This window comes from Paracidovorax cattleyae (assembly GCF_900104515.1).
Lineage (GTDB): Bacteria > Pseudomonadota > Gammaproteobacteria > Burkholderiales > Burkholderiaceae_C > Paracidovorax > Paracidovorax cattleyae.
This window is the reverse complement of record NZ_FNJL01000011.1, coordinates 80,548-105,230: the sequence shown is the minus strand read 5'-3', so window position 1 is coordinate 105,230 and position 24,683 is coordinate 80,548. Positions and strand designations below refer to the sequence as shown.

The following is a 24,683-nucleotide window of genomic DNA, read 5'->3' as shown; positions in this document are numbered from 1 at the left end:
CGTACCCGCGGAGTCCCACCGGTCAGAAATCCACTGCCGCCGACAGCATCAGGGTGCGTGGTGCGCCCACGGTCACGTAGTTGCTGACCACCCAGTAGTTCTTGTCGAACGCGTTTTCCAGGCTCGCGCGGAAGACCACGGGCTTGTTCGCGACCTTGGTTGCGTAGCGTGCGCCGATGTCCAGGCGCGTCCAGTTGCCGACGCGCAGGCGGTTGGCGGCGTCGGCATACACGGACGAGGTGTGGATCACGCGGCCGTTGAGAGAGAGGCCCGGCACCCAGGGCGTGTCCCAGTCGAGACCGAGGTTGAAGGTGCGGCCGGGCACGCCCGCGGCGTCGTTGCCCTGGTTGACGCCACCCGCGGTGCGCGTGAGCTGCGCATCGTTGAAGGCGGCGCTGGCCATCAGCCGCAGGCCGCGCTGCACCTCGCCATAGGCCGTCAGCTCCACGCCGCGGTTGCGCTGCTCGCCGCCGAAGCTGTAGATGTTGGTGACCGGGTCGGTGAAGGCACTGGGCCGCTTGATCTGGTAGATGGCGGCCTGGGTGGTCAGGCGGCCCCAGTCCACCTTCACGCCCACTTCGTGCTGCCTGGATTTCTGCGGCGCGAAGGTTTCGCCCGCGTTGGCGGTATCTACGCCGGCCGTGGCACCGCGCGTAAGGCCGGCGGTGTAGTTGGTGTAGAGCGAAATGTTCTTCGCGGGTTTGAACACGAGGCCGGCGAGCGGCGTGACGGCGCTCTTCCTGTAGTGGCTGGTGGCGGCGCCGCTCGCCGGGTTGAAGTTGTCCTGCTCCATGCTCTGGTCGCGCAGGCCCAGGGTGACGAGGAAACGATCGTTCGCGAACGACATCGTGTCGGCAATGGCGATGCTGTGCTGTTTCGTGACCGAGCTCTTGCCCGGCGCCCCGCGCGCCACGGTCATCGGGGGCAAGGGGGCGGGGTCGTACAGGCTGGAGGGCACCGTCCTGCCCGAAGTGGCGTAGAAGTAGCCGGTTTCCTGGTCGAGGTAGTTCACGCCCAGGGCCAGCGTGTGCTTGACGTCGCCCGTGGCGAAGCGGGTGCGCAGGCCGGCGTCCGCCGCCTTGGATTTCGTGTACTGGTCGTAGTAGGCGTTCGAAACGTTGAAGGCGCCCGCGGCGTTCGGGCGGCCGCTCGGGAAGGTCTGCTCGTAGTCGAGGTCGGTGTAGCCGATGCCGCCGTACACCGTGGTGCTGTCGGAAACGTCATGCTCCAGGCGCGACATCACGGTCTTCACGTTGTCCTGCAGCTTCGTGCCGGGGTAGAAGTTGAGGCGCGCGTCGGGCACGGCCGGCACCGCGGTCGCCGTGCCGGCGAAACTGGTCTGGGGCCGGAATTCCTTGGTTTCGCCGCGCGTGGCGAAGGCGTCCAGCGACCAGCGCGTGCGGGCGCCGGCATAGTCGAGGCCGATCGAGCCGAGGTTGAGGTTCTGCCTGCCGCCGTCGATGTTGCCCTCGCCGCCGCGCACGAGGCCGTTGACGCGCACACCCCACTGGTTGTCCTCGCCAAAGCGGCGGCCCACGTCGACGTGGGTGCCGAACTGGGCTTTGCCCATGTAGGTGCCGGTGACGCGGGTCAGCGGAATGTCGGAGGCGCGCTTGGTCACCACATTGATGCTGCCGCCGATGCTGCCATTAGGGCCGACGCCGTTGGCCAGCGCGCCCGGGCCCTTGAGCACTTCCACACGCTCGATCATCTCGAGCGGAACGCGCGTGGAGGGTGCCAGGCCGAACAGGCCGTTCATGCTGATGTCGCTGTTGGAGACGGTGAAACCGCGGATCTGGAAGTCGTCGCCGAAGCCGCCGCGCGAGGTGAGCGTGCGCACCGAGGCGTCGTTCATCACCACGTCCGCGACGCTGAGCGCCTGCTGGTTCTGAATCAGCTCCGAGGTGTAGTTGGTGGTGCTGAAGGGAACGTCCATGAGGTCGGTCGTGCCCAGGATCCCGAGGCTGCCGCCGCGAGCGAACTGGCCGCCCGCATAGGTTTTCTGCAGGCCGCCGATGGCTTCGGCCTGTTCGGAGACGACCACCTCCTCCAGCCGCCTGTCGCTGGTGGACTGGGCCGCGGCACCGACGGCCGCGACGGCGATCCCGGCACCCAGGCAGTGGCGCAGCAGGCGAGCGAGCGGGGTGGGCGTGAAATGGAAGGCGGTGCGGGAGGAGGCCGGGCGGCGCTGGATGGTCATGTGTTGCAGGGAAATGCTGGCGTGGAACGCGAGGGCTGGGCATGCCGGCGGCATGTCCGGAGACGGAGCGAGGCGGAAAGGAGTGCGACAGCTGCGTCCCGGTCCGGTGAGGCCTGAAACAGGCAGGAACGGATGCATGAATGAAGAAAAAAATGAGAATTGTTATCAATTATTTTCTGCATCCGGGCGCCGGGCTTCTTCCTTTCGGAAGATTCCATTTCCGGCTCGACCGTGGGCGGGCTCCGGTGGCAAGGACTGCGGAGCCTGCCGGGCCTGACGCGGCGGGCACAATACCGCCCACCATGCTCATGTACCCGCACATCGATCCCGTCGCCCTGCAGATCGGGCCGCTCGCCATCCACTGGTATGGCCTGACCTACCTGGCCGCGTTCGGCCTTTTCATGTTCCTGGGCACGCGCCGGCTGCGGCACGAGCCGTACGCCTCGCTCGCCGGCACGCAGGCCTGGACCCGCAAGGACGTGGAGGACATTCTCTTCCTGGGCGTGCTGGGGGTGGTGGCGGGCGGGCGCCTGGGCTATTGCCTGTTCTACAAGCCGGGCTACTACCTGTCGCACCCGCTGGAGATCTTCTACATCTGGCAGGGCGGCATGAGCTTCCACGGCGGGCTGCTGGGGGTGATCGCATCGATGGTGTGGTTCGCCCGCTCGCGCCACCGTTCCTGGCTGCAGGTGGCGGATTTCGTGGCGCCGTGCGTGCCGACGGGGCTCGCGGCCGGTCGCGTGGGCAACTTCATCAATGGCGAACTCTGGGGACGGTTCTGCGATCCGTCGCTGCCCTGGGGCATGGTGTTCCCGCAGAGCGGCTCCATGCTGCCGCGCCATCCCTCGCAGGTGTACCAGTTCCTGATGGAAGGGCTGCTGCTCTTCGTGCTGCTGTGGCTCTACGCCCGGCGCGAGCGCCGGCAGGGCGAGGTGGCGGCGGCGTTTCTCGTCGGGTACGGGTTCTTCCGCTTCATCGCGGAGTATTTCCGCGAGCCGGACGCGTTTCTCGGCATCCTGTCGCTGGGAATGAGCATGGGGCAGTGGCTCTGCGTGCCCATGGTGTTGGCCGGGGTGCTGCTGTGGGTGTGGGCGCGGCGGCAGCCGGCGCGCGTGGCGCCGGCGCACTAAAAGGATTCCGGGCCGGCCCGGCGCAGCCTGGCGGGCGCTCAGGCCGTGGGCGGCGTCCCGGTGCGGACCCACAGCATGGCGCAGGCCAGTGCCAGCAGGGGGAGGGCGGCCACGTTGATGGCCGTCCAGCCGATGCCTGCCAGCAGGACACCCGAGCCGAAGGACATGACCACCGCCGTGGCGCCGTTGCACAGCTCCATCAGCGCCTGCGCCGCGCCGCGTTCTTCCGGCGCATGGCTTTCGGCCAGCAGCGTGGTGCCGGCGATCACCATGAGGTTCCAGCCCAGGCCCAGCAGCAGCGAGCTGGCGAAGAAGTGCGCCATCTCCAGGCCCGATAGGGCCGTGCAGGCGCTGGCGGCCAGTATGGCGGTACCGGCCGCCGCCACGCGGCGCGCGCCGAATCGGTCCACCATCGGGCCGGCGAAAAAGGCCGGCAGGAACATGCCGATCACATGCCACTGGATCACGGTCGCCGCCGACGCTGTGGAAAAGCCGCAGCGGTCCATGGCCAGCGGCGTGGCATTCATCACCAGGATCATCAGGCCATGGCCGACGGCCGTCATCAGCACGGCGGCACGCAATGTCGGCCGTGCCAGCAGCGCGCGCAGGGCGCCCCGCGCGGGCCGGGGTGCCGCCACCGCGCCGCGGGGCAGCCGCGATACGGTGGCCACGCCCAGTGCCGCCAGCGCGGCGATCACCAGGTAGGCCCCCGCGAACGGCGTGGCCAGCGCGTCGCGCGACCACACCGCCAGAGGCGGTGCCAGCACCGCTGCGCAGACGCCGCCGCCCACCACCCAGGCTGCGGCGCGGCCCCGGCGCTGCGGCTCCACTGCCTCCAGCGCGGCGTGGCGGTAGAAGCCCGAGGATGCCTGGTACACGCCGATGCCCGTCGCGCCCAGGCACAGCAACGCGAAGCTGCCCTGCCGCAGCGCCAGCGCGCAGAGCAGACCACCCGCCATGCCCAGCGCCGCGCCCAGCATGAGCGCCGGCCGCCGCCCATGGCGCTGCATGGCGGCCGACAGCGGCATCACCGCCACCAGATTGCCCAGCACCAGCAGGGCCAGCGGCAGCGTGGCGAGCGCCGTCCACGGCGCCAGATGCAGGCCGGCCAGCGAGGTCAGCGTGATGCCGATGATGGAGCACGACCAGTAGAGCGCCTGCGCGGAAAACAGCAGGCGGAGGGTGGGATGGCGCAGGAGAAACATGGGTCGGTGCGGAAAAGGTCGTGGATCGATGGGGCGCGTGGCGGGGTCAGCCGGCATCGGCGCCGCCTGCCGGCCCGAAACGCTGCGCGAAAGCCTGCGGGCTGACCGAGAGATGGCGGTGGAATGCGCGCCGCAGGGTTTCCGGGTGCTGGAAGCCGCAGAGGCGGGCGACCGTGGTTACCGAGGCCTGCCCGTGCGACAGCAGGGCCGAGGCGGTTTCCACACGCACCCGTTCGACGTAGCGTGCCGGCGTGGTGCCCAGTTCGCGCTGGAACACCCGGGTGAGCGTGCGCGGGGCCATGCAGGAGCGCACCGCCAGCGCTTCCAGCGACATGTCCTCATCCAGGTGGCCGGGAATCCATTCCAGCAGCGGCGTGAGGCGGGGCGTGTGCTCCGCATCGGGTGCCACCAGGCGGCTGAACTGTGCCTGCCCGCCCGGCCGGCGCAGGTAGATCACCAGGCGGCGCGCCACGGCCAGTGCCAGGGCGCGGCCCAGGTCATGTTCCACCAGCGCCAGCGCCAGGTCGATGCCCGAGCTGACCCCCGCCGAGGTGAAGACGTGCGCGTCGCCGTGCACGCCGGTCGGGTCATAGGTGTGCAGCCGGTCGCCCTGCAGATCGATGCCGGGATGGCGTGCGCGGAATTCGGCCACGCGTTCCCAGTGCGTGGTAGCGGGACGGCTGTCCAGCAGGCCGGCCTGCGCCAGCAGCAGCGCGCCGGAGCACACCGAGCCGAGTCGTACCACCACCGGCTCCGCCCGCTGCAGCCAGCCCAGCAGGCCTGCGTTGTCCAACTGCCCGGCCACGCCCTGGCCCCCGGGCACGATCAACGTGTGAGTGCCGGACAGCGGTTCGTCGGCATAGGCTGCCTGCGCCAACGTCTCGAAGCCGGCCGAACAGGCCACCGGCCCGGGTGCCTCGGCCAGCAGGCGCAGCGTGTAGAGCGGCGCGCGCCCGTGGCGGACCAGCTCCTCGTTGGCGGAGGACATGACCTGCAGCGGACCGACCACATCCAGGCTCATGAAGCCAGGGTAGATCAGGCAGGAGAAGGTGAGGGGCGGATGGGGCATGCGGGCAGTGTCTGTGGAAGTATTTCTGGCCGCAATGACAATGTCCCCACCATTCCGGCCACACGGTGCATGCCCGCGGTGAGTTCAGGCAATACGGGCATTGACCTGGCTCTGTAATTATGAAAAATTACGTGAAATGACCGATGGGGCTCGCCTGCCGATCCATCCGCCATGCCACCTGAGGAACGCCATGCCCCCTGCGCTCGCCATCGTCCGGTCCCAGGCACCCTCGCTGCACGAGGAAGTTGCCGAGCGGCTGCGTGAGCAGATCTTCGCGGGGGCGCTGCCGCCGGGCAGCCTGCTCGACGAGGTGGCGCTGTGCGAGCGGCTGGCCATCTCGCGCACGCCGCTGCGCGAAGCCCTGAAGGTGCTGGTGGCAGAGGGCCTGCTGCGCCACGAGCCGCGCCGCGGCTGCTTCGTGGCCGAGGTGACGGAGCGGGACCTGGACGAGATCTTCCCCGTGATCGCGTTGCTGGAGGGCCGCGCCGCGCACGAGGCGACGCTGCGTGCCGGCATGGCCGACGTAGCCGTGCTGGAGGTGCTGCACGAGCGCCTGCAGGAACACGCGGCTGCCGGCCGGATTGCCGAGTACTACGCGGCCAACCATGCGATCCACGAAGCCATCATCGTGCTCGCCGACAACCGCTGGCTGGCCCAGGTGATCGGCGACCTGCGCAAGATCCTGCGCCTGGCGCGCCTGCAGCAGTTGCACGCGCCCGGCCGCCTGCAGCAGAGCCTGGCCGAACACCTGGCCGTCTTCGCGGCGCTGCGGCGCGGCGACGCCGAGGCTGCCGAGCAGGCCATGCGCAACCATCTTCTCGCGCAGCGCGTGGCGCTGCGCAACATTGCCCGCCACCATCACTCCAGGATCGCCCCATGAATGCCGCTTCCGAATGGATCACGCGCAGTGTCGCCCGCCTGCGCACCGAAGCCCCGCTCGCCGACATCGATGCCGCGGGCGCGGCAGGAGGCGGCCGCCCGCCCGCCGCTGCCGCCCCAGCCCCTGCGCCGGGCAAGGCATCGCCGCCGCGTTCCACGTCCGAGCGCCTGGCGGCCACGCTGCGGCGCGGGCAGGAGGCCCTGTCCCCGCGCGCGCTGCGCCGGCTGCTGGCCGACCTGCAGGCGGTCGCTGCGCCGCAGGCCAGCGAGGTGGAGGGCGGCCGGCAGGCCGAGGCCGTGGCCGCCTGGTATGCGGAGGCCAAGCCGCAAGAGCGCCGCGACATGTGGCTGCTGATGTGCGAGCAATTCGCGCCCGATGCCACGCGCTTCAAGTCGGCGCAGAAGCGCTATGAGGCCGCTGCCGGCACGGAGGACGAGGCGCATGCGGAGGTGCACCTGCGCCGCGCCCTGGTCTCGCCGCGCACGCGGCTGCTGCAGCGCTTCGCGGTGTTCCCGCAGGGCATGCGTTTCCTGGTGGACCTGCGCGCGGAACTGCTGCCGCAGCTCAAGGGCGACAAGCGGCTGCTGCCGCTGGACGCGGAACTCGAGCAGCTGTTCTCCACGTGGTTCGACGTGGCGTTCCTGGAGCTGCAGCGGCTATCGTGGGATTCCCCGGCCTCGCTGCTGGAAAAGCTCATCAAGTACGAGGCGGTGCACGACATCCGCAGCTGGGCGGACCTGAAGAACCGGGTAGGCAGCGACCGCCGCTGCTACGGCTTCTTCCATCCGCGGCTGCCGAACGAGCCGCTCATCTTCGTGGAGGTGGCGCTGGTCAACGAGATTTCGGACAGCATCACGCCGCTGCTGGATGAGGACGGGGCGGAAGTGGACATCGCACGCGCCAACACCGCGATCTTCTATTCGATCAGCAACACGCAGACAGGCCTGCGCGGCGTGAGCTTCGGCGACTCGCTCATCAAGCACGTGGTGGAGACGCTCTCGGCCGAGTTCCCGCGGCTGCGGATTTTCGCCACGCTCTCGCCGATTCCGGGTTTCCGCGCATGGTTCGGCAAGCACTGCGCGGGCATGCTGGAAGCCCTGGACGACAAGCGCCGCGCCGAGCTGGGCCGTGCGATCGGCGCGGAGCCGCCGCAGCCCGCGCAGGTGCTGGCCGCGGCGGAGAAGGCGCTGGAGCTGCCGGTGAAATCGCCCCTGCGCCTGTGGCTGCTGCAATGCGCGGCCCGCTACCTGGGGCGCGAGCTGCAGGACGGACGGCCCGTGGACGCGGTGGCGCGGTTCCACCTCGGCAACGGGGCGCGCGTGGAGCGGCTCAACTGGGCGGGGGACCCGTCGTCCAAGGGGCAGAAGCAGTCGTTCGGCCTCATGGTGAACTACCTCTACGACCTCAAGCGCATCGACAAGCACCGGGCGCTCCTGGCCCAGGGCCGGGTGCCGGTGTCGGGAGACATCGACAGCCTGGCCCGCGGATGAGCCCCGGGCCGGCCCTGCCGGCCCCGCCTTCGGATATCGGATCGACGAATCACCACAACGACGACAGGAGACAAGACCGATGCCAGTGAATCCTTTCCAGGCGCCCGCCTCGGCGCTGCCCCGGCGCGCCCTGCTGCGCGGGGCTGCCGCTTCGGGCCTCGCGCTCGCGGCCGGCCGCGCCCTCGCGAACGACCCCTGGCCGGCCAAGCCGGTCACGCTGGTGGTGCCGTTCCCCGCCGGCGGCGGCACCGATGCGTTCGCGCGCCCGCTGGCGGCGCAGTTTTCCAAGTCCACCGGCAAGACGCTGGTCATCGACAACCGCGGCGGTGCCGGCGGCACGGTGGGAGCGAGCTATGCGGCCAAGGCGGTGCCGGACGGCCATACGCTGTTCATGGGCGGTACGCACCACGTGATCGCACCGTCGATGTACCCGCGGCTCGACTACGACATCGAAAAGGATTTCGTCCCGCTGGCGCTGCTGGCCAACGTGCCGCAGGTGCTGGTGGTGAATCCGCGCAATGTGCCGTTCACGGCGTTCCCGGCCTTCCTCGACCATGTACGGCGCAACCCGGCCAAGCTCAACTACGCGTCGGCGGGATCGGGCACGTCCCATCACCTGGCGGGAGAGCTGTTCAAGCTGCAGTCCAATACCTTCATCACGCACATTCCGTACCGGGGCGCGGGGCCGGCGCTGCAGGACCTGATCGGCGGCAATGTGGACATGATGTTCGACGGATTGGGTTCTTCCGCTGCGCACATCAAGGGCGGGCGCATCCGTGCGCTGATGGTGTCGGGCAGGCAACGCAACCCGGCCTTCCCGGATGTGCCGTGCGCGGCCGAGGTGGGGCTGCCGGACTACACGGTGACCACGTGGTACGGTCTCTGGGCGCCCCGCGGCACGCCGCCGGACCTGCAGGCGCGCATCGTGGAAGAGGTGCGGCGCATCGGCGCGGCCGAGGAGATCAAGGCCGTGTGGGCCAAGAACGGCGCGGACTATGGCGGGCTCACGCAGGCGCAGTTCGGCGCGATGGTGGGGGCGGAGGTGAAGCGCTGGGCACAGGTCGTGAAGGCTTCTGGCGCGAAGCTGGAGTGAACCCCCCTGAGGCGCTGCGCGCCTTCCATGCAGCCGCCAGAGACGGCAGCCCTTCGGGCACGTCCAAGCCTGCGCAGGCAGGCTCGGAGCCGCGGCCCTCAGCCCCTTCTCGCGCTGCGCGCGGAAGGGGGGACGACGCCGGTGGCCCGGCGGAGCCGGTTCCACGGCGTCTGCTCGCCTTGGCCTGCTCCGCGGCCATCGGATCTGAGGCGCTGTGGTGGTTCAAGCGCCAGTGGGCGTACTGGCCTGGGATGATGGCGGTGGTTTCGCAAAACGAGGGGATATCGAATGGCGGGCGAGGTCGGGGTTGTGTGGCCGGAGGCCGCGGCGCAGGAAGGGCGCGGCATCGTGCGTGTCACGTTGCGGCATCCTGGGCGGCTCAATGCCATGTCGCGGGCGATGTGGCGGCAGTTGCGGGAGGTGTTCGAGGGCATACAGGCCCGTGCGGACGCGCGCTGCGTGCTGATCGAGGGGGCTGGCGATGCCTTCTGCGCCGGGGGCGACATTTCCGAATACCCGGTGTTCCGGTTCGATCCCGACAGCCTGCGCGACTTCCATGAACGCGATGTGTGGGGCGGGCTGTCGGCGATGCTGGCGTGCGACGTGCCGATCGTGGCCGCGATCCGCGGCGCCTGCATGGGCGCGGGGGTGGAGATCGCGGCCTGCTGCGACGTGCGGCTCGCCGCGGAATCCGCGCGCTTCGGTGCGCCGATCGCGCGATTGGGGTTTCCGATGGCGCCGCGCGAGGCCGCGCTGGTGGCGCAGGCCGTGGGCGACGCGCTGGCCCGCCGCATGCTGCTGGAGGCCGCCACGTTCGGTGCCGGGCCGCTGGCCGCGCAGGGTTTCCTGGCGGCCGTGGTGGCGGACGACGGACTGGCCGCGCAGGCGTGGGCGAGCGTGGAACGCATCGCGGCGCTCGCGCCCCGGGCGGCTCGGCTCAACAAGCAGACGCTGCGTGCGTGCCGGCAGGGCGGGTGCGGTGTGCCGCAGGCCTTGTCCGACCCGTATGCCTACGCGGCCGGCGCGGAGCACCGCGAGGGCATCGCGGCCTTCCTCGAGAAGCGGCCTCCGCAATTCTGAGAGAAGCGCCAGCCATGCTGCCCATCGCTACTGCACTCCACCGCCCTCCGGCATCCCCCCTTTCCCGTTGTCTTTCCTGATTCCTTTTCGTCGATCATTGCCAACCATGTCTTCCCAACCGCTCGCATCGCCTTCCCGCACGCCGGCCTCCGCGCCGGCCGCAGGCCACCAGAACCTCTACAGCGCCCTGCGCTCCGCGTTTCCGGCGGACCTGGACGGGATCGCCGTGGAGACCACGTCGCCCGAGGGCCTGCCCCTGCACTACAGCTGGGCGGACCTGGAGCACGCCAGCGCGCGCATCGCCAATCTGCTTGCCTCGCTGAAGCTGCCCGAGGGCAGCCGCATCGCCGTGCAGGTGGAGAAATCGGTCGAGGCCATGCTGCTGTACCTCGCGACGCTGCGCGCGGGTTTCGTGTTCCTGCCCCTCAATACCGCCTACCAGAGCGCGGAGATCGAGTATTTCATCGGCAATGCCGAGCCGGCGGTGGTGGTCTGCACGCCGGCGAATTTCGGCTGGGTCTCCAAGCTGGCCTTCACGGCCGGCACGGCGCACGTGTTCACGCTCGGCGATGACCGCTCGGGCACGCTGCTGGAGCGCGCGACGCACCACTCCAGCGTGCACGAGCCGGTGGCACGGTCGGCGGACGACCTCGCCGCCATCCTCTACACCAGCGGCACCACGGGGCGCAGCAAGGGCGCGATGCTCACGCACGGCAACCTGCTGTCGAACGCGCTGGTGCTCAAGGACTACTGGGGCTGGAAGCCCGGCGACGTGCTGATCCATGCGCTGCCTATCTTCCATGTGCACGGCCTGTTCGTGGCGATCCACGGGGCACTCATCAACGGCAGCCCGATGGTCTGGTTCGCGAAGTTCGACCCGAAGGCGGTGATCGCCGCGATGCCGCGCGCCACCGTGTTCATGGGCGTGCCCACGCTCTATGTGCGGCTGCTGGCCGAGCCCGCGCTGAACCGCGAGAGCACGGCCCGCATGCGCCTGTTCGTGGCCGGCTCCGCGCCGCTGCTGATCGAGACGTTCAAGGAGTGGCAGGACCGCACGGGCCACACCATCCTGGAGCGCTATGGCATGAGCGAGACCATCATGCTCACCAGCAATCCGTATGCGGCCGACGCGCGCCACGGCGGGCAGGAGGAGCGCCGCGGCGGCACCGTGGGCTTCCCGCTGCCGGGCGTGGGCCTGCGCGTGGTGGACGATGCGGGGCAGCCGGTGGCCACCGACGAGATCGGCCACATCCAGGTGCAGGGGCCCAACGTGTTCCAGGGCTACTGGCGCATGCCGGAGAAGACGCGGGAGGAGTTCGCCGTTGACGGGCAGGGCGGCCGCTGGTTCAAGACGGGCGACGTGGGCAAGATCGATGCGCGGGGCTACGTCCACATCGTGGGGCGCAGCAAGGATCTCATCATCTCCGGCGGCTACAACGTCTATCCGGCCGAGATCGAAGGCTTCATCAACGAGATGCCCGGCGTGGCCGAGAGCGCGCTGGTGGGCGTGCCGCACCCGGACTTCGGCGAGGTGGGCGTGGCGGTGGTGATTGCCAGGGCCGGTGGGCAACTCGATGGCGAGGCGATCATCGCCGCGCTCAAGGCACGCCTGGCGAACTTCAAGATTCCCAAGCGCTGCTTCGTGGCCGCCGAGCTGCCACGCAACACCATGGGCAAGGTGCAGAAGAACCTGCTGCGCGAGCAGTACAAGGCACTGTTCGGCTGAAGTCCGCACGGCCTCGGGGCCAGTGCGTGGCATCATTTCCGCGCCATGCCGGAAGCGCCGCCATCGCATGGCGTTCCAGCCTGTTCCGATGCCATGAAGATTGCCGAGCTCCTTTCCCTGATGCGCCTGCGGTCCAGGATGCGCCTGCGGCCCTGTCCCGTCTGCGGCTCTGCCGCGTCGCGCGAGCTTTTGCGCTACGACCGGTACCTCCTGCCAGGGCGTATCCGGGAGTGCGAGGGTTGCGGCATGATCTATTACGGGAACATGCTGCCGCCGCAGGAGCTCGAGGACTTCTACGTGTCGCTCTACGGCGCCTTGATGGGCTTCGAAGCGTCCGAACGCCAGGTCGCCGTCTATCGGCATGAAGCGCGCTTGCGCGTGCAACTGATGGCCGGCCACCTCGGTCCGCTGGACGACGTGCTGGAGATCGGCTCGGGCTATGGCTATTTCCTCGATGCCTGCCGGCAGGCGGGGGCCACGCGCCTGCGGGGCATCGAACCTTCCGCCGCCGGGGCCCGCCATGCCTCTTGCGTACTGGGCCTGCAGGATGCGGTGGTCCACGCTCCGCTCCTCGGTGCCGGCCGTCCGCCGATCGTTCCCAGGATCGTGGCGATGTTCCATGTGCTGGAGCATCTCGCCGATCCCGGGGCCGCTCTCGCGCTCCTGGCGGACTGGCTGCCCGACGGCGGCCACCTCGTCGTCGAGGTGCCGGATACCGCGGGCGACTGGTCGTCGCTGGGCATCGCCAACTTCCACCTGTCCCATGCGAGCTATTTCCGCGAAGAGACGCTCGCAGCGCTGTTGCACCGGCACGGATTCCGGCCCGGGCGCGTCGATCGCGAGGCCGGCGGCATCTACCCTGGCAATCTGCGCGTTTTCGCGGTGCGCGACAGCAGACTCGCCGTGGCCGTGCCGGACGCAAGACCGCCCTCGCTGGCAGGCCACGTGGCTCGGCTGGCGCGGCCCTGGTCGCTGAAGAATGGATACCCGCGCATGGCGGCGCGCCTGGTGCGGTCGCTGGCGCGGCGCTGAGGGCGGGGCTCCCGTCGGCGGGCCTCCTGCGATTCAGGGCGTGTCCGCAGAGCAGAAGATGCATCCGTCCGCAGGGGATGCGGTGCCATGCGCCGCGGGCGCGTGGCTGCAGCAGTGCTCCAGCCACGCGGCCACGAGCTTGTAGACCGACAGGTTGGTGCGGGCCGTGGGCGCACACAGGTAGTAGCCCAGGGGGCTTTCGAACCGGCGCCCTAGCGGCTCCACCAGCGAGCCGGCCTGCAGTTCGTCCTCCACCAGGCAGGTGGGCACGATGCCCACGCCGAAGCCGGACACCGCGGCGCGGATGATGAGCGAGTAGAGGTTGAAGCCCGGCCCGAAGCGGCTGCCGGCGGTGTCGCACTGGTGCGCCTCCATCCAGTCGTGCCAGGCCAGGGGAACCTCGATGTGCTGCAGCAGCGTGGCGTGCTGCAGGTCCTGCGGCGTGCGCAGGCGCAGGGTGTCGCGCAGCTGGGGGCTGCAGACGATGCTGGTCTCCTTGCCGATCAGGTAGCGGGCGTTGGCGCTGGGCCAGTTGCCGTAGCCGTACTGGATGGCGGCGTCGAATTCATGCGGTACCGCGAAATCGTGCGCATGCTGGTAGCGCACGAAGTTGAGCGCCACCTGGGGCAGGGTGCGCTTGAAGTGCCCCAGCCGCGGGAACAGCCACTGCGCCGCGAAGGTCGGCGGCACCGAGAAATTGAGCGCGCCGCCGCTGCCGCCGTACGACATGAGTTGCGCCGTCGCCGACTCCAGCGCCGCCATCGCGGGGCGGGTGGCGTTCAGGTAGGTGGCGCCGGCGTCCGTGAGCTCCAGGCCCCCCGCCTTGCGGATGAAAAGCTTCTGGCCCAGGTATTCCTCGAGCGAAGCGATGTGGCGGCTGATGGCGCTCTGGGTCACGCACAGCTCGCGCGCGGCCATGGTGAAGGCCTGGTGCTTTGCCGCGGAGTGGAAAGCGTTCAGTTCGGAAATGGTCGGGCAGAGGCGGCGCATAGGGGCTATGAGTGCTGCTCATGGGGTAGTGAGATTTTAGGCATTGCGGCATGGCCTGTTCTGGCCCGATAAATGCGTCCTGTGACAGCCGTGTGGCCCCTGCTGCTACCGGGATTTATCTCTTTGCACCGGACGGGTGCACGGCAACAGCGGGTGCCAGGCAGGTGCACGGTGCCATGAGTAATTGCGAAGCCGGCTCTTCCATTCAACGACGACACAACCCATGACTTCCCTCTGGATCGAAAACAGCCGCGTGCTGGACGTGCATGCGCTCACGCTGCGCTCCGGCGTCTCGGTGCTGGTGACGGACGGCCGCATCGCCGCGGTGGGCGAGCAGGTGCAGGCCCCCGAGAGCGCCCTGAAGATCGACGCGCGCGGCATGACGCTGATGCCGGGCCTGATCGATTGCCACGTGCACGTGGTGGCGTCTTCGTTCAACCTGGGCACGGTGGCGAAGATGCCGAACGTGTTCACCATGCTGAAATCGCTGCCGATCATGCAGGGCATGCTCGATCGCGGCTTCACCTCGGTGCGCGACGCGGGCGGGGCGGACTGGTCGCTGGCCGAAGCGGTGCGCACGGGACTGGTGCAGGGCCCTCGCATCTTCCCCTCGGGGAAGGCTTTGTCGCAGACCGGCGGCCATGCGGATTTCCGGCAGCGCAACGACGACCTGGATGTGTGCTCGTGCGCCTACAAGCTGGGCAACATCGGCCGCGTGGTCGATGGCGTGGATGCCTGCCGGCTCGCGGTGCGTGAGGAGATCCTGAAGGGCGCCACGCAGATCAAGGTCATGGCCTCGGGCGGCGTGGCCTCGCCCAACGACCCGATCGGCAACCTGGGCTACTCGGAGGCGGAGTTGCGCGCCATCGTCGAGGAGGCCGACAACGCCAATACCTACGTGATGGCCCATGCCTACACGCCGCGCGCCATCGCCCGCGCCGTGCGTTGCGGCGTGCGCACCATCGAGCACGGCAACCTGGTCGATGCGGCCACGGCCGACCTGATGGCGGAGGCGGGCGCCTTCATGGTGCCCACGCTCGTCACCTACGAGGGCCTGGCCAACGAGGGCGGGCGCTACGGCCTGCCGGCCGTGTCCATCGCCAAGATCGACACGGTGCGCGGCCAGGGCCGGCAGGCCATCGGCATCCTGGCGAAGGCCGGCGTGAAGATGGGCCTGGGCAGCGACCTGCTGGCCGAGACGCACTACCTGCAGTCCGACGAGCTGCGCCTGCGCGCCGAGATCCTGGGCAACGGCCCGGTGCTGCAGCAGGCCACGCTGATCGGCGCCGAGATCCTGGGCCAGCAGGGCCAGCTCGGCGAAATCACGCCGGGGGCCATCGCCGACCTGCTGCTGGTGGACGGCGATCCGCTCGCCGACATCGCCTGCCTGCTGGGGCAGGGCGAGCACATCCGCGCCATCGTCAAGGACGGTGCCGTCGTCAGGAACACCCTCTGATTTCCACCCTTTTCCCCCCGACCGGAGACCACCATGCAACGTAGAAACTTCGTGAAGCTCGGCGGCGCCGCGGCCGCCCTGCAATGCCTTCCCTCCATCGGCTTCAGCCAGCAGGGCGAGGTGTTCCGCATCGGGTCGCTCACGCCGATCACGGGCGCGGGCAGCCCCTACGGCCCGGGCATGCAGCAGGCCATCCGGCTGGCCGTCGATGAAGTGAATGCCGCAGGCGGCGCGGGCGGGCGCAAGCTGGAACTGTTCACCGAAGATTCGCAGACCAAGCCCGATGCCGCCGTGCTGGCGGCCAAGAAGCTCATCGAGGTGAACAAGGTGCAGGCGGTGCTGGGGACCTGGGCCTCGGGCGTGTCGCTGGCGGTGCTGCCGCTGACCGATGCGGCCGGCATCATCGAGATGAACGTGTCCGGCGCACCGGCCATTTCCACGCTCGACACCAAGGACCTCGTCTGGCGCTTCCAGGCGACCAACGACCGCTTCGGCGCGGCCTTCGCCGAGATCTGCGCCAAGCGCGGCTTCAAGCGGCCCGCCACCATGGCGTTCAACAACGCCTCGGGCCTGGGCAACGTGGAAGGCTTCACCAAGGTCTGGGAAAAGCGCGGCGGCAAGGTGGTGGCCCACGTCACCTACGAGCCCAGCCGTCCCAGCTACCGCAGCGAACTGCAGAAGATCCTGGCGGCCAGGCCCGACGTGATCGTGATGGGCTCGTACCTGCCCGACACCACCATCATCCTGCGCGAGTGGTTCCAGTCCGGTGCGGAAAACAAGTGGATCATCCCCGGCTGGGCCGCCAACCCCGATCTGGTGAAGGCCCTGGGCGCCGAGGTATGCGAGGGCATCATCTCGGTGGACACGGTCTCCAACGAGAAGAGCACCGCGTTCGCGCATTTCGACGCGGCCTACGCCAAGGCCACGGGAAAGTCCGCCGCCACCAACATCTACGCCGCCATGGCCTACGACATGGTGATCTCGCTGGCACTGGCGATGGAGGCCGCGGGCGCCAGGGCCACGGTGGAGCAGGTCAACGCGAAGATCCGCGATGTCTCCAACGCACCGGGCACCGCCGTCTATACCTTCGCGGAAGGCAAGGCGCAGCTCGCGAAGAAGGCCAAGGTGAATTACGAGGGCGCCTCCAGCAAGCTCGACTTCGACAAGTACGGCGATGCGACGCCGGACTTCGGCGTGTACGTGATCGAGAAGGGCCAGCTGGTGCGGCGCGACGTGGTGTCCATCACGATGTGACGGATGGCGGGCAGCGGGCGGCCCGGTGCCGCGCCGCTTCCCTGGTTTTGGCGAATCGCAGTGGCGGGCGGCCCCGGGCTCCGCCAGGGGCGATGCACGAGATGACGCAATGACCTGGATCGATTTCACGAACCTGTTGATCAATGGATTGATCGAGGGCCTGGTGGTGGCCCTGCCAGCGCTGGCCATGACCCTGGTGATGGGCGTCAACCGCTTTCCCAATGCCGCCACGGGCGACCTGATGACCACCGGTGCCTATGCCGCCGTGGCCGTGCAACTGCTGGGCGGCGTGCCGCTGTGGCTGGCGGCCATCGCCAGCGTGGCGGTGACGGCGGTGGTCTCGGCCGGCTCTTACCAGCTCATCTTCCGCAAGCTGGCCGGGCGGCCCATGGTGGCCTCCATGCTCGCGGCCATCGGCCTGGGCTTCCTGTTGCGCAGCCTGATCTCGTTCTTCGCGGGGCACGACCAGCGCACCTTCGAGCTGCCGCTCGTGCGCGCCTGGAACTTCGGCGGCATCCGCCTGCTGCCCGCCGACCTGCTGATCGCGGCCATCGCCGCTGCCTGCCTGGCGGTGGTGTTCGTACTCATCTACCGCACCAGTTTCGGCCGCCAGCTGCGCGCCGTGGCAGACAGCGCCGACCTGGCGCGTGCCAGCGGCATCCGTGCCGGCGGGCTGATGCTCAGCCTCTGGCTGCTGGTGGGCGCGCTCTCGTCCATCGGCGGCGTGCTGCTGGGCATGAAGGCCATCGTCACGCCCGAGATGGGCTGGGAGAGCCTGATTCCCGCGTTCGCCGCCATGGTGCTCGGCGGCATCGGCAGCCCGGTGGGCGCCGTGCTGGGCGCGCTGGTGCTGTGCGTGGTGCAGGAGCTGTCGGTGCCGCTGCTGGGGCCGTCGTACAAGCTCGTGCTGTCGTTCGTGGTGCTGGCGCTGGTGCTGCTGCTGCGGCCTGCCGGAATCATGGGCCGCGTGCAACTGGTGCGCTGACAAGGGAGCGAAGAAAGACATGGTTGCCTATCTCTGTGCCATCGGCATCGTGGCCCTCATCTATTGCCTGCTGGCGCTGGGCCTGAACCTGCAGTTCGGGCTGACGCGCCTGGTCAACTTCGGCGTAGTGGCGTTCTTCGCCGTCGGTGCCTATACCTCGGGCCTGCTGTCGCTGCATGGACTGCCGCTGCCGGCGTGCTTCGCTGCTGCCGGCCTGCTGTCGGGGCTGCTGGCCTTGCCGATCGGACTGCTGTCGCTCAGGCTGCGCGACGATTACCTCGCCATCGTCACGCTCGGCTTTTCCGAGGCGGTGCGCATCACGATCCAGCAGGAGAGCTGGCTCACGAACGGCGTGCAGGGCCTGCCGGGCCTGCCCAAGCTGTTCGCGGCCTGGGGGCCCGGGGCGTCCGACATGGCCATCTTCGCGGTGCTGGCCGCGATCGTGGGCCTGGTGTGCTGGGGCACGGTGCGCCTCGCGCGCAGCCCCTTCGGCCGGCTGCTGAAAGCCATCGGCGACGACGAGGCCGCGCTCTCCGCCCTCGGCAAGGACCCGGCGCGCTTCAAGGTGCAGGTGTTCATGCTGGGCGCGGCGCTGGCCGGCGTGGCGGGCGCGTTCTATGCGCATTTCATCACCTTCATCACGCCCGAGCAGTTCATTCCGCTCATCACCTTCTACGTCTGGATGGGGCTGGTCATGGGCGGCTCGGGCACGGTGCGCGGCGCCATGTTCGGCTCGCTGCTGCTGATGGTGTTCCTGGAGGGGTCGCGCTTCGCCAAGGACTGGGTGCCGGGCGTGTCGGAGGTCGGCATGGCCAGCCTGCGCCTGGCGGCCGTGGGCCTCGCGCTGATCCTGGTGACGCTCTACCGGCCCCATGGCCTGTTTGGAGGCAAGGGGAAATGAGCATGCTGCAAGTGGAGGCCGTGACGCGGCTGTTCGGTGGCTTCAAGGCGGTGGACCACGTGTCGCTGCGCCTGGCCGAGCGGGAGATCCTGGGCATTGCCGGCACCAACGGCGCCGGCAAGAGCACGCTGTTCGCCGCCATCGCGGGGCAGCAGCCGGCCGATGCCGGGCGCATCGCATTCGCGGGGCAGGACATTACCCGCCTGCCGCCGCACCGCCGCGCCCGCCTGGGGCTGGTGCGCACTTTCCAGATCCCGCGCGAGTTCAGGAGCCTGACGGTGCATGAGAACCTCATGGCCGCCGCCGCCAATCCGCAGGGCGAGCGGCTGCTGAACGCGTTCTTCCAGACGCGCGGCCTGCGCGAGCACGAGGCGCAGCTGGCAGCCAAGGCCGACGGCATCCTGCAGTTCCTGAACCTGGCGCGCGTGCGCGACGTGCCCGCCGGAGGGCTGTCGGGCGGGCAGAAGAAGCTGGTGGAGCTGGGCCGCGTGCTCATGCTGGACCCGCGCTGCATCCTGCTGGACGAGCCCTTCGCGGGCGTGAACCCGGTGCTGATCGACGAGATTTGCGAGCGCGTGCGCGAACTGCAGGGCCGCGGCATCGCCTTCATCGTCATCGAGCACCATCTGCAGGCACTCAAGGCGCTGTCGCACCGCATGATCGTGATGGACCGGGGCCGCATCCTGGCCGAAGGCGACCCGCACACCGTGCTGGACGACCCACGGGTGCAGGAAGCCTACATGGGAGGGGTGGTATGAACGGCGCAGCCATGAATCTGCTGCAGATCGCACAGCTGCGCGGCGGCTATTCCGAGGTGGACATCCTCCACGGCATCGACCTGGCCGTGGCGCCGGGGCAGATCGTGACCATCGCCGGCACCAACGGCGCCGGCAAGTCCACGCTGGTGAAGGCGCTGCTGGGACTGCTGCCGCGCGTGGCGGGCTCCATTCACCTGGAAGGGCGCGACATCGCCGGGCTGTCGGCCGAGGACCGCTTCGACGCGGGACTGGCCTACGTGCCCCAGGTGGCGAACGTGTTCCCCTCGCTCACCGTGCGCGAGAACCTGCAGGTGGTGCGTGGCGTGAAGCACCTGAAGCAGCGCATGGAGGAAGTGCTGGCGGACTTTCCCGCGCTGGTGGAGCGCCTGCCGCAGCCGGCCAGCAACCTCTCGGGCGGCGAGCGCCAGCAGCTGGCGTTCGCGCGCGCGCTGATGCCGTCGCCGCGCATCATGGTGCTGGACGAGCCCACGGCCGCGCTGGCGCCCTCGCTGGTCGGCAAGGTGTTCGACATGGTACGGCGCCTGCCGGCGGCGGGCGTGTCGGTGCTGATGGTGGAGCAGCGCGCCCGCCAGGCGCTGGCCATCAGCCAGCAGGGCTACATCCTGGACCAGGGGCGCTGCGTGCTGCACGGGCCTGCGCAGGGGCTGCTGGAAGACCAGCGCATGGCGCAGCTGTACCTGGGCAGCCACTGAGCCGCCGGCCCCGCGGCCTGCCTCAGCGCAGCACGAGCACCGGCACCCTGGAGTGCGTGAGCACGTGCTGCGTCTCGCTGCCCAGCAGCAGGCGCTTGATGCCCTTGCGGCCGTGCGAGGCCATCACGATGAGGTCGCAATCGTGCTTGGTGGCCGCGGCGATGATCGCCTCGGCGACGAGGTCCGACTTGGTCACCACGGGCTTGACCTTCACCCCCTGGGCATCGCCCAGCTGCCGGATGCCGTCCACCAGCGCCTGGGCGTTGGTGGCCCACTGGCTCTCGATGCGCCGCGCCTCGGCGGCATCCACCGGCGAGCCGCCCTCGAAGTAGCTGCGCGGGTAGCGCGGCACGACCTTGAGCGCGACCACGCGGCCGCCCGAGAGCCGGGCCAGGGACAGCCCGTGCTCGACGGCCTTGGCGGACAGGTCGGAGCCGTCGGTGGCGACGAGGATGCGGCGGTAGGACATCGTTGTTCTCCTGGAAAGGATGGGAGACGCCGGGGCCGGCACGGCCTCGGCGTATCTGCAGAGTAGGGCGAAGTGGTTGCCCGTGTCTTGACATGCGTCAACGCGGACCGGTGCCATGGAGCCTAGCCTCCGGGTCCATGATGTCCGATTCTTCCGTGCCGGTGGACGCCGCCGATTCCGCTGCCGAGCTGCTCGACGATCCGCAGGAGTGGCCCGCCTTCGGGCGGCCGGTGCGCACGCAGGCTACCGACGCGGCGGAGCCCGGGCATACCACCGAAGGACTGTGGGAGTCGCACGTGGTGCTCGGAGGCATGCATTGCGCGGCCTGCGCGCTCACGGTGGAGGATGCGTTGCGTGGCGTGCCCGGCGTGCTGCAGGCCGAGGTGAGCGCGGCCACGCACCGCGCGCGGGTGGTGTGGGATGCCCGGCGCGTACGCCCGTCGCGATGGATGGCCGCGGTGGCGCGCGCCGGCTATCCCGCCTTGCCGGCGATGGACGCGCTCGCCCGGGAACAGCGCCGGCGCGAGGGCCGCAAGGCCCTGTGGCGCTGGCTGGTGGCGGGCTTCTGCATGATGCAGGTGATGATGTACGCATGGCCTGCGTACGTGGCGCAGCCGGGAGACCTCACAGCCGAGATGGAGCGGCTGCTGCGCTGGGCCTCCTGGGTCATCACGCTGCCGATGATGATCTTCTCGTGCGGGCCGTTCTTCTCCAGCGCGCTGCGCGACCTGCGCCTGCGCCGCGTGAGCATGGACCTGCCGGTGGCGCTGGGCATGGGCATCACCTTCGTGGTGAGCACGGCGGGCACCTTCGACCCGGCCGGCGCTTTCGGCCGCGAGGTCTATTACGACTCGCTGACCATGTTCGTGTTCTTTCTGCTCACCGGCCGCTGGCTGGAGATGCGGCTGCGCGACCGCACGGCGGGCGCGCTGGAGGCAGTGATGAACCGCCTGCCCGACAGCGTGGAGCGGCGCGGCGCCGATAACGCGTTCGCGCGCGTGGCCGTGCGCCGGCTCGCGGTGGACGACGTGGTCCGCATCCTGCCGGGCGAGGCCTTCCCTGCCGATGGCCGCATCGAGCGCGGCAGCACGCAGGTGGACGAAGCCCTGCTCACGGGGGAATCGACCCCGCTGCCGCGCGCGGAAGGCGCGGCCGTGACGGCCGGCAGCTACAACCTGCGCGCGCCCGTGGAAGTGCGCGTGGAGCGCGTCGGTGGCGACACGCGCTTCGCCGAGATCGTCGCGCTGATGGAGGCCGCTTCGGCGCAGAAGCCGCGCCTGGCGCAGCTGGCCGACCGCATCGCACGGCCGTTCCTGGCCGGCGTGCTGGTGGCCGCGGGCCTGGCGGCGGCGTGGTGGTGGAAGGCCGACCCGGAACATGCACTCATGGTCGCGGTGGCGGTGCTCATCGTGACCTGCCCGTGCGCGCTCTCGCTCGCCACGCCGGTGGCCATGCTCACGGCGGCGGGTGCGCTCGCGCGGCAGGGCGTGCTGGTGCGCAACCTGCAGGGCCTGGAGGCGCTGGCGGCCGTGGACACGATCGTGTTCGACAAGACCGGCACGCTCACGCAGGACGGCATCCGGATCGCGGGCGTGCATCCGGCGCAGGGCTTCACGCAGGCGGATGCGCTGGCCCTGGCGGCGGCGCTGGCGCGGCACTCGCTGCACCCGCTCTCCCGCGCGCTGGTGGAGGCCGCCGGGCCGCCGGGAGAGCGCGCCGGTGCGCGCTGGCGCCTGAGCGACATGCGTGAGGTGGCGGGGCAGGGCCTGGCCGCCCGGGTGGATGACCTGCAGGGCCTGCGGGCGCCTGCCGTGCTGCGCCTGGGCCGGGCCGCTGGTGCCGGTGCAGCCGCCACACAGCGGGTGGCCCTGAGCGCGGAGCCTTTGCAGGTCGATTCCCTGGCCGACTCCCCGGTGGAGGGGGCGGCATCCGCCGGTGCGCCTCCGGCCGCGTGGCCAGCGGAGGTCGCGTGTTTCGAATGGCGGGAGGACCTGCGGCCCGACGCGGCCGGTGTCGTTGCCCGCCTGCGCGAGGCCGGCCTGTCGGTCGAGCTGCTGTCCGGCGACCGCGCCGACGCGGTGGCGCGCGTGGCCGCCAGCGCGGGTATCGATGTCGCGCGCGGCGATTGCTCCCCGCAGGACAAGCTCGACCGCATGCGCGCGCTGCAGGCCGCCGGCAGGCATGTGGCGATGGTGGGTGACGGACTCAACGACGGGCCGGTGCTCGCGGGCGCGCATGTGTCGTTCGCCTTCGGCCGGGCCGTGCCGCTCGCGCGGTCGCGTTCGGACTTCGTGGTGATGGGCGACCAGCTCGCCCTGGTGGAGCGCAGCGTGCGGCTCGCGCGGCGCACGTTGCGCGTGGTGCGGCAGAACCTGGCCTGGGCCGCGGCCTACAACGCGCTGTGCGTGCCGCTGGCCGTCGCCGGCTGGATGCCGGCCTGGCTCGCAGGGTTGGGCATGGCACTCAGTTCGCTGCTGGTGGTGGCGAACGCGGCGCGCCTCGCGCGGGGCGCGGGCGGCGATGCCGGTACGGCCGCCGTGGGCGCGGACGCAGCCCTGCCGCCCACCGCCGCGCCCCTGGCGCAGGGAGCCGCGTGATGGACATTCTGTACCTGCTGATTCCGCTGTCGGTCGCGCTCGTGCTGCTGATCCTGGTCGGGCTCTGGTGGGCCATCGACCGGGGGCAATTCGACAACGTCGAACAGGAAGGCGAACGCATTCTTCGGGACGATTGACGCTGGTCAAACGGTCCCGGGGCCCCCCTCGTCAGAATTTGTAAGCAAACCAAAAGAGGTGCCCGATGGATTCTTCTGTCTCGAATGCCGCGCACTACAACGACACGGTCGTGCGGCAGTTTTCAATCATGGCGGTGGTGTGGGGGGTGGTCGGCATGCTGGTGGGCGTGGTGATCGCCGCGCAGCTCGCCTGGCCCGAACTCAACTTCGGCATTCCGTGGCTCAGCTATGGCCGCCTGCGTCCGCTGCACACCAATGCCGTGATTTTCGCGTTCGGCGGCTGCGCGCTGTTCGCCACCAGCTACTACGTGGTGCAGCGCACGGGGCAGGTGCGCCTGTTCGCGGGCCGGCTCGCCTCCTTCACGTTCTGGGGCTGGCAGGCAGTGATCGTGGCCGCGGCCATCAGCCTGCCGCTGGGCTACACCACGGGCAAGGAATACGCCGAGCTCGAGTGGCCGATCGACATCCTGATCACGCTGGTGTGGGTGTCGTATGCCATCGTGTTCTTCGGCACCGTGGGCAAGCGCCGCGTGAAGCACATCTACGTGGCCAACTGGTTCTTCGGCGGCTTCATCCTCGCGGTGGCCCTGCTGCACGTGGTCAACAGCGCCGAAGTGCCCGCCGGCTGGATGAAGAGCTACTCCGCCTACGCGGGCGTGCAGGACGCGATGGTGCAGTGGTGGTACGGCCACAATGCCGTGGGCTTCTTCCTTACGGCCGGCTTCCTGGGAATGATGTACTACTTCATCCCGAAGCAGGCCGGCCGCCCGGTGTACAGCTACCGCCTGTCCATCGTGCACTTCTGGGCCCTGATCTTCACGTACATGTGGGCGGGCCCCCACCACCTGCACTACACCGCGCTGCCCGACTGGACGCAGTCCGTGGGCATGGTGTTCTCGCTGATCCTGCTGGCGCCCAGCTGGGGCGGGATGATCAACGGGATCATGACCCTCTCGGGCGCCTGGCACAAGCTGCGCGACGACCCCATCCTGCGCTTCCTGATCGTGTCGCTGTCGTTCTACGGCATGGCCACGTTCGAGGGCCCGATGATGTCCATCAAGACGGTGAACGCCCTGAGCCACTACACCGACTGGACCGTGGGCCACGTGCACGCCGGCGCCCTCGGCTGGGTGGGCCTGATCACGATGGGCTCGCTCTACTACCTCGTGCCGCGCCTGTTCGGCCGCGAGAAGATGCACTCCATCAAGGCGATCGAGCTGCACTTCTGGATGGCCACCATCGGCATCGTGCTCTACATCGCCGCCATGTGGATCGCCGGCGTGATGCAGGGCCTGATGTGGCGCGCGGTGAATGCCGACGGCACGCTCACCTACACCTTCGTCGAGGGTGTCAAGGCCACCTATCCCTTCTACGTCATCCGCTTCGCCGGCGGCCTGCTGTACCTCGCGGGCATGGTGGTGATGGCCTGGAACGTATGGAAGACCGCCATGGCCGGCCGCTCGGTCAAGGTGCAGATCCCGGCCGTGGCGCCTGCCCACGCCTGAACCCCAGGAGCGC

The 24,683-nt window shown here is 69.6% G+C and carries 21 protein-coding genes; 16 read left to right on the top strand and 5 right to left on the bottom strand.

Annotation, left to right across the window (positions count from 1 at the left end; translation table 11 throughout):
* Positions 1–22: 22 nt before the first annotated feature.
* Positions 23–2,200 (bottom strand): TonB-dependent receptor, encoded by a 2,178-nt coding sequence (locus BLR05_RS11150; RefSeq protein ID WP_092834551.1) that lies wholly within the window; start codon positions 2,198–2,200, stop codon positions 23–25.
* A gap of 302 nt (positions 2,201–2,502) precedes the next feature.
* On the opposite strand from BLR05_RS11150, the gene lgt reads away from it, so the two are divergent.
* A complete protein-coding gene (gene lgt, locus BLR05_RS11145) occupies positions 2,503–3,330 on the top strand; it encodes a prolipoprotein diacylglyceryl transferase (RefSeq protein ID WP_092834550.1) in 828 nt (275 codons plus the stop codon).
* Between the two features lie 38 nt (positions 3,331–3,368).
* Here lgt and BLR05_RS11140 read toward each other — a convergent pair whose 3' ends face one another.
* Together BLR05_RS11140 and BLR05_RS11135 are read right to left on the bottom strand one after the other, a co-directional pair.
* Positions 3,369–4,535, bottom strand: coding sequence for an MFS transporter (locus tag BLR05_RS11140; protein WP_092834549.1), 1,167 nt, complete (start codon positions 4,533–4,535; stop codon positions 3,369–3,371).
* Between the two features lie 46 nt (positions 4,536–4,581).
* Positions 4,582–5,604: a GlxA family transcriptional regulator gene (locus BLR05_RS11135; protein WP_092834548.1), complete on the bottom strand. Its 1,023-nt coding sequence runs from the start codon at positions 5,602–5,604 to the stop codon at positions 4,582–4,584.
* 190 nt (positions 5,605–5,794) lie between these two features.
* Between BLR05_RS11135 and BLR05_RS11130 the strand changes: the two genes are divergently transcribed.
* The 6 genes from BLR05_RS11130 (at position 5,795) to BLR05_RS11105 (ending at position 12,905) form a co-directional block, all read left to right on the top strand.
* Positions 5,795–6,484 (top strand): GntR family transcriptional regulator, encoded by a 690-nt coding sequence (locus BLR05_RS11130; RefSeq protein WP_092834547.1) that lies wholly within the window; start codon positions 5,795–5,797, stop codon positions 6,482–6,484.
* Positions 6,481–7,974: a malonyl-CoA decarboxylase gene (locus tag BLR05_RS11125; RefSeq protein WP_092834546.1), complete on the top strand. Its 1,494-nt coding sequence runs from the start codon at positions 6,481–6,483 to the stop codon at positions 7,972–7,974. The genes BLR05_RS11130 and BLR05_RS11125 overlap by 4 nt, the downstream gene beginning before the upstream one ends.
* Before the next feature lie 79 nt (positions 7,975–8,053).
* Positions 8,054–9,067: a Bug family tripartite tricarboxylate transporter substrate binding protein gene (locus BLR05_RS11120; protein ID WP_092834545.1), complete on the top strand. Its 1,014-nt coding sequence runs from the start codon at positions 8,054–8,056 to the stop codon at positions 9,065–9,067.
* Between the two features lie 288 nt (positions 9,068–9,355).
* Positions 9,356–10,147 (top strand): enoyl-CoA hydratase/isomerase family protein, encoded by a 792-nt coding sequence (locus BLR05_RS11115; RefSeq protein WP_092834544.1) that lies wholly within the window; start codon positions 9,356–9,358, stop codon positions 10,145–10,147.
* Between the two features lie 106 nt (positions 10,148–10,253).
* Positions 10,254–11,873, top strand: a complete 1,620-nt coding sequence (locus tag BLR05_RS11110; protein ID WP_092834543.1) for a malonate--CoA ligase — start codon at positions 10,254–10,256, stop codon at positions 11,871–11,873.
* Between the two features lie 246 nt (positions 11,874–12,119).
* Positions 12,120–12,905, top strand: a complete 786-nt coding sequence (locus tag BLR05_RS11105; RefSeq protein WP_167361241.1) for a class I SAM-dependent methyltransferase — start codon at positions 12,120–12,122, stop codon at positions 12,903–12,905.
* A gap of 33 nt (positions 12,906–12,938) precedes the next feature.
* On the opposite strand, the gene BLR05_RS11100 is transcribed toward BLR05_RS11105, so the two are convergent.
* Entirely contained in the window at positions 12,939–13,895 is a 957-nt protein-coding gene (locus tag BLR05_RS11100) for a LysR substrate-binding domain-containing protein (protein ID WP_092834542.1), read from the bottom strand.
* A 223-nt stretch (positions 13,896–14,118) separates the two neighbouring features.
* Between BLR05_RS11100 and BLR05_RS11095 the strand changes: the two genes are divergently transcribed.
* From BLR05_RS11095 to BLR05_RS11070, 6 genes are all read left to right on the top strand, one after another.
* Positions 14,119–15,351: a metal-dependent hydrolase family protein gene (locus BLR05_RS11095; RefSeq protein WP_092834541.1), complete on the top strand. Its 1,233-nt coding sequence runs from the start codon at positions 14,119–14,121 to the stop codon at positions 15,349–15,351.
* 33 nt (positions 15,352–15,384) lie between these two features.
* Positions 15,385–16,605, top strand: a complete 1,221-nt coding sequence (locus tag BLR05_RS11090; RefSeq protein WP_092834540.1) for an ABC transporter substrate-binding protein — start codon at positions 15,385–15,387, stop codon at positions 16,603–16,605.
* A 109-nt stretch (positions 16,606–16,714) separates the two neighbouring features.
* Positions 16,715–17,590 (top strand): branched-chain amino acid ABC transporter permease, encoded by an 876-nt coding sequence (locus BLR05_RS11085; protein ID WP_092834539.1) that lies wholly within the window; start codon positions 16,715–16,717, stop codon positions 17,588–17,590.
* Between the two features lie 19 nt (positions 17,591–17,609).
* The gene (locus BLR05_RS11080) at positions 17,610–18,491 is read left to right on the top strand and encodes a branched-chain amino acid ABC transporter permease (RefSeq protein ID WP_092834538.1); all 882 of its coding nucleotides are present in this window, start codon (positions 17,610–17,612) and stop codon (positions 18,489–18,491) included.
* Positions 18,488–19,249: an ABC transporter ATP-binding protein gene (locus tag BLR05_RS11075; protein ID WP_092834537.1), complete on the top strand. Its 762-nt coding sequence runs from the start codon at positions 18,488–18,490 to the stop codon at positions 19,247–19,249. The genes BLR05_RS11080 and BLR05_RS11075 overlap by 4 nt, the downstream gene beginning before the upstream one ends.
* 11 nt (positions 19,250–19,260) lie before the next feature.
* Positions 19,261–19,962: an ABC transporter ATP-binding protein gene (locus BLR05_RS11070; RefSeq protein ID WP_167361240.1), complete on the top strand. Its 702-nt coding sequence runs from the start codon at positions 19,261–19,263 to the stop codon at positions 19,960–19,962.
* Positions 19,963–19,984: 22 nt separating this feature from the next.
* On the opposite strand, the gene BLR05_RS11065 is transcribed toward BLR05_RS11070, so the two are convergent.
* The gene (locus tag BLR05_RS11065; protein WP_092834535.1) at positions 19,985–20,431 is read right to left on the bottom strand and encodes a universal stress protein; all 447 of its coding nucleotides are present in this window, start codon (positions 20,429–20,431) and stop codon (positions 19,985–19,987) included.
* A gap of 137 nt (positions 20,432–20,568) precedes the next feature.
* On the opposite strand from BLR05_RS11065, the gene BLR05_RS11060 reads away from it, so the two are divergent.
* From BLR05_RS11060 to ccoN, 3 genes are all read left to right on the top strand, one after another.
* A complete protein-coding gene (locus tag BLR05_RS11060; protein ID WP_092834534.1) occupies positions 20,569–23,028 on the top strand; it encodes a heavy metal translocating P-type ATPase in 2,460 nt (819 codons plus the stop codon).
* Positions 23,028–23,165 (top strand): cbb3-type cytochrome oxidase assembly protein CcoS, encoded by a 138-nt coding sequence (ccoS, locus tag BLR05_RS11055; RefSeq protein ID WP_092834533.1) that lies wholly within the window; start codon positions 23,028–23,030, stop codon positions 23,163–23,165. Before BLR05_RS11060 ends, ccoS begins: the two co-directional genes overlap by 1 nt.
* Before the next feature lie 65 nt (positions 23,166–23,230).
* Entirely contained in the window at positions 23,231–24,670 is a 1,440-nt protein-coding gene (ccoN, locus tag BLR05_RS11050; protein ID WP_092834532.1) for a cytochrome-c oxidase, cbb3-type subunit I, read from the top strand.
* Positions 24,671–24,683: the final 13 nt, after the last annotated feature.